At 70.6% G+C, this 228-nt stretch carries 1 protein-coding gene; it reads left to right on the top strand.

The features are described from left to right. Nucleotides 1-228, top strand: a 228-nt coding sequence (locus AC5RT3_RS20730; RefSeq protein WP_494125122.1) for an FG-GAP repeat domain-containing protein, incomplete at both ends; no start/stop codon positions are given.

Below are 228 nucleotides of genomic sequence, written 5' to 3'. Positions count from 1 at the left end.
TGCCGGACCTCGTGGCCCGTGACTCCAACGGCACCCTCTGGACCTACCCCGGCACCGGCAACGGCCTCTTCGGCTGGCGCATCAAAGTCGGCGACGGCTGGAACGTCATGACCGCCATCAGCGCCGCCGGGGACCTCACCAGCGACGGCAAACCCGACCTCGTCGCCCGCGACACCAACGGCACCCTCTGGACCTACCCCGGCACCGGCAACGGCCTCTTCGGCTGGC

This window comes from Arthrobacter sp. Y3221159 (genome assembly GCF_059089885.1).
This window is presented reverse-complemented; position numbering and strand designations above follow the sequence as displayed.